At 43.1% G+C, this 9,900-nt stretch carries 10 protein-coding genes and 2 pseudogenes; 4 read left to right on the top strand and 8 right to left on the bottom strand.

Annotated features, from left to right (window positions below; all coding sequences use genetic code 11):
• Nucleotides 1-231, bottom strand: a pseudogene (locus tag F6K46_RS35730) (hypothetical protein); the annotation flags it as partial.
• 186 nt (nt 232-417) lie between these two features.
• Nucleotides 418-2,301: an alpha/beta hydrolase gene (locus tag F6K46_RS35725; RefSeq protein WP_293067231.1), complete on the bottom strand. Its 1,884-nt coding sequence runs from the start codon at nt 2,299-2,301 to the stop codon at nt 418-420.
• 455 nt (nt 2,302-2,756) lie between these two features.
• On the opposite strand from F6K46_RS35725, the gene F6K46_RS35720 reads away from it, so the two are divergent.
• The gene (locus F6K46_RS35720; RefSeq protein ID WP_293067229.1) at nt 2,757-2,897 is read left to right on the top strand and encodes a hypothetical protein; all 141 of its coding nucleotides are present in this window, start codon (nt 2,757-2,759) and stop codon (nt 2,895-2,897) included.
• Here the strand turns inward: F6K46_RS35720 and F6K46_RS35715 are convergent.
• On the bottom strand, nt 2,894-3,616 hold the full coding sequence (locus F6K46_RS35715; RefSeq protein WP_293067226.1) for a pentapeptide repeat-containing protein: 723 nt from the start codon (nt 3,614-3,616) through the stop codon (nt 2,894-2,896). The two genes, F6K46_RS35720 and F6K46_RS35715, sit on opposite strands and share 4 nt — an antisense overlap.
• A 47-nt stretch (nt 3,617-3,663) precedes the next feature.
• Nucleotides 3,664-3,891 carry a hypothetical protein gene (locus F6K46_RS35710; protein ID WP_293067223.1) on the bottom strand — a complete coding sequence of 76 codons (228 nt, stop codon included), beginning with the start codon at nt 3,889-3,891 and terminating at the stop codon, nt 3,664-3,666.
• Between the two features lie 187 nt (nt 3,892-4,078).
• On the opposite strand from F6K46_RS35710, the gene F6K46_RS35705 reads away from it, so the two are divergent.
• Nucleotides 4,079-4,267 carry a hypothetical protein gene (locus tag F6K46_RS35705; RefSeq protein WP_293067220.1) on the top strand — a complete coding sequence of 63 codons (189 nt, stop codon included), beginning with the start codon at nt 4,079-4,081 and terminating at the stop codon, nt 4,265-4,267.
• 1,250 nt (nt 4,268-5,517) lie between these two features.
• Here the strand turns inward: F6K46_RS35705 and F6K46_RS35700 are convergent.
• The gene (locus F6K46_RS35700) at nt 5,518-5,703 is read right to left on the bottom strand and encodes a hypothetical protein (protein WP_293067217.1); all 186 of its coding nucleotides are present in this window, start codon (nt 5,701-5,703) and stop codon (nt 5,518-5,520) included.
• 594 nt (nt 5,704-6,297) lie between these two features.
• Entirely contained in the window at nt 6,298-6,507 is a 210-nt protein-coding gene (locus F6K46_RS35695; RefSeq protein ID WP_293117902.1) for a hypothetical protein, read from the bottom strand.
• Between the two features lie 141 nt (nt 6,508-6,648).
• Here F6K46_RS35695 and F6K46_RS35690 point away from each other — a divergent pair, with 141 nt between their 5' ends.
• On the top strand, nt 6,649-7,011 hold the full coding sequence (locus F6K46_RS35690) for a hypothetical protein (RefSeq protein ID WP_293067214.1): 363 nt from the start codon (nt 6,649-6,651) through the stop codon (nt 7,009-7,011).
• Between the two features lie 638 nt (nt 7,012-7,649).
• Here the strand turns inward: F6K46_RS35690 and F6K46_RS35685 are convergent.
• The gene (locus F6K46_RS35685; protein ID WP_293067211.1) at nt 7,650-7,913 is read right to left on the bottom strand and encodes a hypothetical protein; all 264 of its coding nucleotides are present in this window, start codon (nt 7,911-7,913) and stop codon (nt 7,650-7,652) included.
• Between the two features lie 225 nt (nt 7,914-8,138).
• Here F6K46_RS35685 and F6K46_RS35680 point away from each other — a divergent pair, with 225 nt between their 5' ends.
• Nucleotides 8,139-8,285, top strand: a complete 147-nt coding sequence (locus tag F6K46_RS35680; protein WP_293067208.1) for a hypothetical protein — start codon at nt 8,139-8,141, stop codon at nt 8,283-8,285.
• Here the strand turns inward: F6K46_RS35680 and F6K46_RS35675 are convergent.
• Nucleotides 8,269-9,774: pseudogene (locus tag F6K46_RS35675) on the bottom strand (SagB/ThcOx family dehydrogenase); the annotation flags it as partial. The gene F6K46_RS35680 and the pseudogene F6K46_RS35675 sit on opposite strands and share 17 nt — an antisense overlap.
• Nucleotides 9,775-9,900 lie beyond the last annotated feature (126 nt).

The raw sequence follows: 9,900 nt of genomic DNA, 5'->3' as shown, positions 1-9,900 counted from the left end.
GGGAATCGGGAATCGGGAAACGGGAATCGGGAATCGGGAATCGGGAATCAGGAATCGGGAATCGGGAATCGGGAATCGGGAATCGGGAATCGGGAATCGGGAATCGGGAATCGGGAATCGGGAATCGGGAATCGGGAATCGGGAGTAGGGAATCGGGAGTAGGGAATCGGGAAAACTAGACCTATGCGCAAAAATAAATATGAAATCAAAATCTATCCCTTTTGTATGCATGCCTTTTGCCTTGTCAACACCCACGGTTTATGAGACTTATGCAAGAGGTCTACTGATCTGACGCCCCATCTCCCCATCTCCCCATCTCCCCATCTCCCCATCTCCCCATCTCCCCACACTCCCTATTCCCTATTCCCTATTCCCTATTCCCTACTCCCTACTCCCTACTCCCTAAAACTATTAAACTTAACTGATACGACTTGCTTTTTCGCGATACTTGTTCACAAGTTTAGTGAACAATTGATTCAGCTGTTCAATGCAAAAACTATTCGGGGTCATCATTTTAATGTTAGGATAAAAATAGAATTGACTTGAGCTGATAGACCCAGAATTTACGTCCTTAAAGTTGATAGCAACCTGCTGATTTCCCACGGATATAACTTGAAACCAAGTCGCCATGCTTGCGGGTAATTTTGTACTCAGACGCAAGGAAATTTTGGGACTTGACAGAGATTGAGCGTAGGCTGGGGTTAAAAATGGTTCATAGCGTTGAGCTTCTGGAGTTAGCTGCTTAATAAACGCTAAACTTACACCTTTGACCAGTTGCCGCAGGCTATGGGCATCGTCCCCAACCACCTCTTTGACTAAAGTACTTCTAGCGATCGCATCGTTAAGATTTTTCGGGTCAGTCACACTGAGGTGAGTGCCACCAATGGCGCTAATCAAATACTTAGAACCCCCCAACTGATTAAAAGACCGTAACTGATGGTCTAGAGCTGGTGTAATGGCATCCTCGGTACCCGTTAACATTAAGGTTGGTACAGTAACTTGACGCAAACCCTTAGTACCAAACAAACGCCCCGTTACGCTATTCAATGCGATCGCTTGCACCACTCGCTGATCAGTAAGATTAACCTCGTCTTCTGGTAAATCAGCCGCTGCACATTGGAACCAATCTGCTGGGGATCTGCCCACAGGAGAGCGATTTTTACAAAACTGTCGCAGTTCCTCTAAATTTAGTTTTCCCCCAGCCAACGCTAAAGCCGTGTAGCCCCCCAATGAATGACCAATAATTGTAACTTGTTGAGTATTCAGTTTCCCAAGCATGGTAGAATATTTCTCATTGATGTCAGCCAACTCATCCAGGAGAAAGCTGACATCTTTGGGGCGGTCAATAAACTCCCCCGGAGGTAACAAATCCCCAAGTTTACCTGGTGCTGACAAGTTGTTAATCCTGGTAAAGTTGCTGCCAGGATGCTCTAGGGAAGCAACCGTAAGACCATGGGAAGCTAGATGGCGTGCTAAATATCTCAGAAATTTGCGGTCTGCAGCAAATCCGTGGGAGAGAACTACCAAAGGTCCAGTAGTATCATCAGCCCAGTATAGATCTACAATAATAGTACGTTGCCGTTGTTGGTCTCTTAGTCTTAGTTTACGCTGTTTAACCAATTGAGGACCAATACTAGCAGGGTCAAATTTAGGGCGAAAGGTGGCAGCGTCCGCAACAGCCAAATCTTGCTCTAAAATTGGACCAACTGCTAAACTCTTCCAGTAGGAAGCATTGAGCTGTAGGGCAATGCCAACAGCAGACGAAGCATCCAAAGTGATATTTTCTCCTGGATAAGCCCGTAAAAAACTCAGCACACTTAAACCATTAACTTGCCTTGCTCCTAACAACAGCGCAGCTTTTAATTGCTCTAAACTACTATCAGGGAGTGCTAACCCTAGTCTGTCCAACAACCGTGCCCCATCGCTGGAAAGAAGCAGGTCATTAATAAAGGTTTCTGTAGTCTTAGGGTTGAGTTTGAGGCTATTGGTCAAAATCTTCCGGATCTGTGGCGTGAGGATATCTCGATAGGGTTGCAGTGCTCGTGATAACTCCCCTGTCTCAGCAAACTTTTCTAATTCAGTGATAGCAACCGATTGCTCAAATGGCCCCAAGCGTAGAGTGAGATACTCAGCGGCAAAAACTGGTGGGGTAATTGCCCAAAACAGAGTCACAAAGAAACTACCTAGAGCACCCTGTCTGATTTTTTTAATTTGACCTATTGAACCATTACAGTGTTTTTTCTTCACAGAAGATTCAGAGGTATGGCCGCGATCAGACCATGGCAGCTGAAAATTGATCATTAGCAATTTATGCAGAATGTGAGTGCGGATATCTCGATCAAAGCCGACTTAATCAAGACTCGACAAGCCCATGGAAATATTTTTTATAAAGCACTTCTGCACTAAAGCGTAAGCTATCAGCTATTAGCTATCAGCTATCAGCCATCAGCCATCAGTTATCAGTTATAGCGCTACGCGCAAGTGAGAAGTCAGAAGTCAGAAGTCAGAAGTAAGCTATGATTAAGTTTCGGAGTTTAGTAATGTCCTAATCTTAATGGGTAGTGCTATATCAGCTATCAGTTATCAGTTATAAGCTATCAGCTATCAGCCATCAGCTATTAGCTATCAGCTATCAGCTATCAGCTATCAGCTATCAGCCTATGGGCTACTTGAGGTGCTACTTAAGGTGCTATCAGCGGTCAGCCTTTGCCTGAGCGCTGACAGCTGACTGCTGACCGCTGACTGCTGACTACTCAATGCTTACTATTAATGAAGTAGACACACCTATTTCTTCCCTACTCCCGATTCCCGATTCCCGATTCCCGATTCCCTACTCCCTACTCCCTAATCCCTGCTCCCTACTCCCTACTCCCTACTCCCTATTCCCATCCAACTAAATACTCGTATTCAATATCACCCCATCAAGTTCCGCTTCAATCAGATTAGCCCCCTGAAGGTTGGCATGAGTTAAATCAGCTCCAGTAAGATTCGCTTTTCTGAGGTTGGTTTCACTCAGGTTAGCTTCTCTGAGATTGGAATAACTAAGATTAGCTTGACTAAGGTTAGCCCCTTTCAGATTCGCCTTAACCAGATCTGCTCCTGTTAAGTTAGCTTTATCAAAATTACTACCAATCAGCTTAGCTTCATTGAGATTAGCCCCAGTCATCACCGCCTCCGTGAAGTTGACCCTACTGAGATTGGCTTTAGTGAAATTCACAGCAATCAGGTTAGTTCTATACAAATTAGCTCCCTCAAGGTCTGCCAGAGAAAAGTTAACCCTAATTAGGTTAGCCTCTTCCAAAGATGTCATAGTCAGGTCTGCTCTTTGGAAGGATGTACGGGTAAGCTTGGCTCGATTCAAGTAAGCGTGACGAAGAATAGCTTTATCAAATGTTGCCCCAACTACACAAGCCTCAGTCAGGTCAGTATAAATCAGCAATGACCCACTCAAGTTAGCTCCCATTAGCTCCGCTTGAAAGAGATTGAAACCATTGAGGTTTTGCCCACTCAGGTCTACCTCCATCAGGTCAGGGATTAGTGTGGGATGATTGTCTCTCCATTGATTCCAGAGTTTTAGACCCTGCTCAAGCTCAGCCAGATGGGTTGGTTCCGCCATGTAGTTGATTAATCCTCTAGGTAAGAATGCTTAAGAAAGTATTAAAATTAATGTAACATAGCGAAAACAAAGTTTACATTTTGGGAATCGGGAATCGGGAATCGGGAATCGCGAATCGGGAATCGCGAATCGGGAATCGGGAATCGGGAATCGCGAATCGGGAATCGGGAATCGGGAATCGGGAATCGCGAATCGGGAATCGGGAATCGGGAATCGGGAATTGCCAACTGCCAACTGTTGACTAGAACAGCTTTTGCTGCTTGTATCAATGTCAAACCGTTTATGTATAGCGCTATATAAAATGCCTGGCAGACATATAAAAAGCGACACCCAAGCTATTACGGCTTGGGTGTGACTATTGTTTCAAGGCTAGAGATTCTCTTGATTTCCCGATTCCCGACTCCCGACTCCCGATTCCCCACTCCCGACTCTATGCGATTGACCTTTGGTCACGCTTGACCTTTGGTCACGCTTGACCTTTGGTCACGCTTCGCGAACGCGAACGCGATCGCATCCATAATCTCTAATCTCTCTCCCGATTTCCCGACTTCCGATTCCCAACTCTATGCGATCGCATCCCGACTCCCGATTCCCGATTTCCCGACTCCGGATTCCCGATTCCCGATTCCCGACTCCCGATTCCCTTATTAAGCCCCTAGTAATTGTTCCCTAATTTCACCTTTACCTGTTCCATTAACCCCCTAGTAATTGTTACTTAATCTGACTTTAGTGTCACCCTTATATGATTCGATACCCCTGTTTAAAATACCTAGTAATTGTTACCTAATCTGACTATTGTCTACCCCTTACTGAGCTAATTTTGAAGGCTGATTGAATCGCTGTAAACCTTACATTGTATGGCTTTGATGTAACTAATATGTGCCATAAAGTGGCACCATTATAACTTAAAAAATTGCTGAAATTACACCTGCTTTTGCTTAACTAAAGAAAAATGTGAAAAAAGCCTTGACTTCTCTTTTTATCCGATTTTATTCTTGCCACAGAGCACAGATTACACTAAGCTGATGGAGTTTATATGAAAGAAAAAATCCATATCCAAGATCTAGAAACAAGGCCAAGCCCAGAAACCGACCTCAACGAGTTTTCACTGGACGACCTCAACAAAGTCGTGGGAGGAGGATATCGATTTCAATATAATTATAATTTTTTTAGTGTTAGTTTTAGGGGAGGGGGGGTGTGTTACATCTGCCCTAACGACGACTTAGACGCCTAGCATAGCAAAACATCGACCATTACTCAAAAGTCTTTTTTATCGGTGATAGGCGGTCGATTAGCAGCCAATTTATTGACCGGAAACCCTGGCCAATTTTGGGTCTTCGGTTAGCACGCCGCCGACCTCTTGCCCAAATGAGACTTTTTTGACAAATTTGATTCCGTAAAAGAAACCCCAGCTAGGAGCTTGCTACCTAAGTGGCACCTAGTTGGGGTTTTATGTTTGAAGACTGACAAAATTTTGAGTTGAATAAGATGTGCCATTAAGTGGCACATGCTTAACTAAAAAAATAAATTTCACTTCCTTAAAACTCAAAAAATGCTTAACTATAAAAAATGCTTAAGTAGGCAAAAAAATGAGAAAAAAGCATTGACTTCTCTTCCTCTGATATTTTACTCTTGTCACAGAGCACAGATTACAAGCTGATTTGGATTGAAAAGCAATAGCATGAAAGAAAAGATCAAGATCCTAGATCTAGAAACCAGACCAAGCCAAGAAACCGACCTCCAAAAGTTGTCGTCCGACGAGCTCAATCGGGTGATAGGGGGGTGCATATATTTGCATGGAAAGCATATTTTGTGCACTTGTTATGAGGCATGGTGTTGATCCTAGGAAGGGGGTAGGTGAGCTTTTCCCTGATTAAATTAGCAAAACATCGACCAAAGCGTCAAAAGTCTTTTTTATCGGCGATGGGCGGTCGATTAGCAGCAATAAACTGACGGGAAACCCTTGCTAATTCTGGGTCTTCGGTTACCCCGCACTGCACCGACCTCTTTTTTTGATGAGACTTTTTTGACAAATTTGATTCCTTCTGAGAAACCCCAGCGGTAGAGCCTGCTACAAAGGGTGGCACCTAGTTGGGGTTTTCTGTTTAAAGAGGGGAATCGGGAATCGGGAATCGGGAATCGGGAGTCATTGGAAACTGACAGAATCGGGAAGCGAAAATATTGATAACGGGCAAGATGCCCATTCTACAAATATTGATCACGGGCAAGATTTCCATTCCACCAAACTATTAAAATCATCCTCAATTTATACAACACAATAATTCTCCCCATCTCCCCATCTCCCCATCTCCCCATCTCCCGACTCCCGATTCCCGATTCCCGTATAAAGCACCTATTAATTGTTACCTACTCTGAATCTATTAAATAGAATAATATATGAAATTATTTATTGCTTAACTTTTGTAAAAAAATCATCTATTAAATAGAATAATAGATAAAATTATTTATTACTTTACTTAACTTTTTTAAAAATACTAAAATACTGTAATACTTTGCTTAAAATTTAAGAAAAAAAATAAAAAAAGTGATTACCAATTTTCCATAAAATTCTCAAAAAACGTAAAAAAAACCTTGACTTATCTTCCTCTGATATTTGACTATTGTTACAGATCACAGATTACACTAAGCTGATTTGATGTACATGAAATATTTGATCCAGATCAACGATCTAGAAACCAGACCAAGCCAAGAAACCGACCTCCTAATAAAGTTGTCATACGAGGAGGAAAAAAAGGTAAAAGGCGGACATTCTGTTGTAGAATTTCCACGATTGAGTTTTCTTGTGAACAAGTCGATTCAGATAGGGAAGCTTGGTGTGCGTCAGGAGTTGTGGCGTCGATTTTTGGCGTAGTATTTTGTAGCAAACGCAAAACATCTTTCTCCGTTATGTCAAAAGTCTTTTTTATCGGCGATGGGCGGTCGATTAGCACGTCTTAATTGACGGGAAACCCTGGCTACGACCGGGTCTTCTACCTGGCACGCCACCGACCTCTTGCCCTTGTAAGACTTTTTTGAAAAATGTGATTCCTTCTGAGAAACCCCAGCTAGGAACCTACTACAAAGCGTGGCACCTAGTTGGGGTTTTCTGTTTAAAGACGGGAGTGGGGAATCGGGAATCGGGAATCGGGAGTCATTGGAAACTGACAGAATCGGGAAGGGAAAATCTTGATAACGGGCAAGATGCCCATTCTACAAATATTGATCACGGGCAAGATGCCCATTCTACAAAATTATTAAAATCATCTTCCATTTATACAACACAAAAATTATCCCTATCTCCCCATCTCCCCATCTCCCCATCTCCCCACTCCCCATCTCCCCACTCCCGATTCCCGACTGCCGATTCCCGATTCCCCTATTGTTACCTACTCTGACTTTGGTTTAACCCTTTAAGGCTAATTGTGAAGGCTTACTAAATCGCTGTAACCCTTAATTGGTAAGCTTTTGATGTAAATAAAATCTGCCATAAAGTGGCACCTACTTCACTAAAAAAATTGCTGAAATTACACAGGCTTTACACAGGCTTAATAAAATGCGTAACTCAAAAAAAAATGTGAAAAAAGTATTGACGTCTTTTCCTATCCAATTTAAACTACACCTTTTTTAAATTACACCTGCTTAAAAATAAAAAAAATCTTATATAGAAATAAAAATGTGAAAAAAGCCTTGACTTCTCTTTTTATCCGATTTTATTCTTGCCACAGAGCACAGATTACACCAAGCTGATTTGGAGAGATAGCATGAAAGAAAAGATCAAGATCCTAGATCTAGAAACCAGACCAAGCCAAGAAACCGACCTCCTACAGTTGTCTGACGACGAGCTCAATCGGGTTATGGGCGGCCACCATATTTCACGGCACCACGGTATGATTATGATTATCATGGAAGATATAGATTCGATCTAGATTCGATTCTAAAAAAATAAATGAAATAAAAAAGGAGAAGTTGAAGTTTTGTTTAGCGCGATCAATCAGCTTTTCGCTGATTAAATTAGCAAAACATCGACCAATTGTCAAAAGTCTTTTTTATTGGTGGGCGGTCGATTAGCAGCAATAAATTGACCGGAAACCCTGGCTAATTCTGGGTCTTCGGTTACCACGCCACCGCACTGACCGACCTCTTTTGAGACTTTTTTGACAAATTTGATTCCTTCTGAGAAACCCCAGCTATCGAGTTGGGGTTTTCTGTTTAAAAACGGGAGTGGGGAATCGGGAATCGGGAATCGGGAATCGAGAGTCATCGGAGACTGACAGAAGAGAGGTATAGAGTTTTTCAACAGTAATGAGGTACATTCAACTTATACCAAAAATAAAAAGTCATGACATACATACAGATTGCGAAAGCCAATGTATATGGTCATGTTTTTATTGTAAGTATGACGCTACTTTTGAAAACTGGTATTAGTTACCCCACCAGGAACGGGCAAGATGCCCATTCTACTTGAGAATGAAAATATTGATAACGGGCAAGATGCCCATTCCACGCCTGATGCCCATGACCCTTGATAAAGAATAATAAAATTCTCCCCATCTCCCCATCTCCCCACCTCCCCATCTCCCCACCTCCCCACCTCCCCACCTCCCTACTCCCTACTCCCTACTCCCTACTCCCTACTCCCTACTCCCTACTCCTCAAAGACGTGTTCTAGGACGCCCCAAAGTTGTAATATAAACAACCGCTTCATCAACAGGGATACCCAAAACTTCATTGACCTGGTCATCAAAGAAGCCACCAATACCACTTACTCCTAAACCCAAGTAAATAGCTGCTAGATTCAGCCGCTGTCCTAGATGACCAGCATCCATGTGCAAGTAACGGTAAGCGCGATCGCCTAATCTAGCCACTGCTTTTTGTAAGTCTGCGGTGTGGAACACCACTGCTCTGGCATCTCGACCCAAATCTTGCCCTAAACAGAGAAAATGCAATTCCTTCCGGAAGTTTTTAAAGCGAATTTGCCGCAATTCTTGAGCGTTAGGGGCGTAATAATAGCAGCCTTCTTCTAGATCATTAACCCCAGATACTGCTATAAATGTTTCGATTAAACTTAAATCAAAATAATCTGGTGTTCCATCTAACCCCTGTTCAATGTAATGCTGAGGTTGGTAGGTAAAATCCAAAAGAGCTTTTAGCTCCTCCAAGGTCAGATTAGCTGCACTATAAGCTCGGGTAGAGCGTCGTTTTAGAATAGTATCTAAACATGCTTTCGGAGCATTACCTGACTTGGTTAACTCCCCCCAATCTATGGGGTTTGTAGCCGTTGAAACTTTATCACAAAACGGAAAGTTGTACTTGTCTTCTAACTGCTCGTCAATTTCTGTACTCTTTGAAGTCTTATCCTTAGCCTTCCAATCACCACCCTCTTTAATTTCCGTAGCGCGGTGCAAATACCCCAATAATTCCCCATCTGGAATGTCTGGGTAATTAACCTCAGTAGGAGATGGCAACACAGTTGGGGCGATGGGCAAGTTTTGTTCAACTTTAAGCTGATCGGCCAGGGGAATTACTGCGATCGCTCCTTCTTGTTCCAGGTCTAGATAAAGCAGTTCATTAACTTTTTCATCGGCAAATCCACCAATGAGGTGAGGTCGGTAATCACTCAGAGCGCCAGCCAACTCAATGTTACCGAGCAGATGACCAGTGTCGAGAAAAATCCTGCGGTATGCCCGGTCTTCATAGCGCCAGGCAGAGCGATAAAATACCGCTGTAATTACAATAGCCAGTTCTGTACTCTCCAAAACTGGGTGCCAGAAGCAAGCCTCTTGCAGTGTACTCCAAACGTCACTCTGCCAAAAATGAACTAGAGAATGGCTCAGACACTGATAGTTGTACAGTCCTGCTGGTAATACAGGAGTACCACGGGAAATCAAATAAACTTCAGCTGGGTATAAGCCACCAGCAGAGGGAGCTGCCCTCAGATAAAGTGGTGCTCCCATGGTCTCCACCCTAGCCGTCAAACCATAACTACACAGTAGTAACTGGGACAGCCGCCACCAAGTTCTACTCGGTTCAGAGGTAAACTGCTCCCGGTCTTGTGAGAAGTATGGTTTTAAGTCAAAGTTAGTCCCAACTTTGTAGTCTTTAAACGGTATCGGCTGTTTCTCCCAGTCTAAGCCCTTATTTTTGGCTGATATGGTTTGGGTGCGGCTCTTTTAAAAAGACAAAGAATAAGGTTTAGACAGGTATAGCAAGAGTAGGAGGAGCATTAGTAGAGCAACAAGCTTGAAAGAGTCGTTTCATTAAAGGAATACCATCAAGATACAAAG

The sequence above is a fragment of the Moorena sp. SIO3E8 genome, assembly GCF_010692445.1.
Lineage (GTDB): Bacteria > Cyanobacteriota > Cyanobacteriia > Cyanobacteriales > Coleofasciculaceae > Moorena > Moorena bouillonii.
The sequence above is the reverse complement of the archived record's forward strand: the minus strand, read 5'-3'. Positions and strand labels throughout refer to the sequence as shown.